Below are 270 nucleotides of genomic sequence, written 5' to 3'. Positions count from 1 at the left end.
GGCGAGCCTGGGCGCATTCCTGGTCGGCAAGCAGATGCCCTATGCCCTTCTTGACACCATGACCACGTGAACCCACAAAGTGCGCATGCTCCAATCCCGGAATATCAAACCTCTCGACCTGCACGAGTTCCCTTGCGCCGACTATACGAAAGTACTCACTGTGTTCCTTGTGCAGGATAGGAAACAGGTCATCGTCAACGGCTTTATCAACAGCTTCTTGGAATGCAGCATTCGCGTGCTCTGTAAGTGTTGAGCCAGATGCAGGTTCAT

General features: G+C 53.0%; 1 protein-coding gene. It reads right to left on the bottom strand.

The features are described from left to right. Nucleotides 1-270: hypothetical protein (locus tag FLQ44_RS24135; RefSeq protein ID WP_147694989.1), on the bottom strand; the 270-nt coding region annotated here is incomplete at both ends.

Origin of the sequence: Vogesella mureinivorans, from assembly GCF_007644035.1 — a bacterium.
Classification (GTDB): domain Bacteria; phylum Pseudomonadota; class Gammaproteobacteria; order Burkholderiales; family Chromobacteriaceae; genus Vogesella; species Vogesella mureinivorans.
Note: the sequence above shows the minus strand (reverse complement) of the source record. Positions and strands in the feature narration are given on the sequence as shown.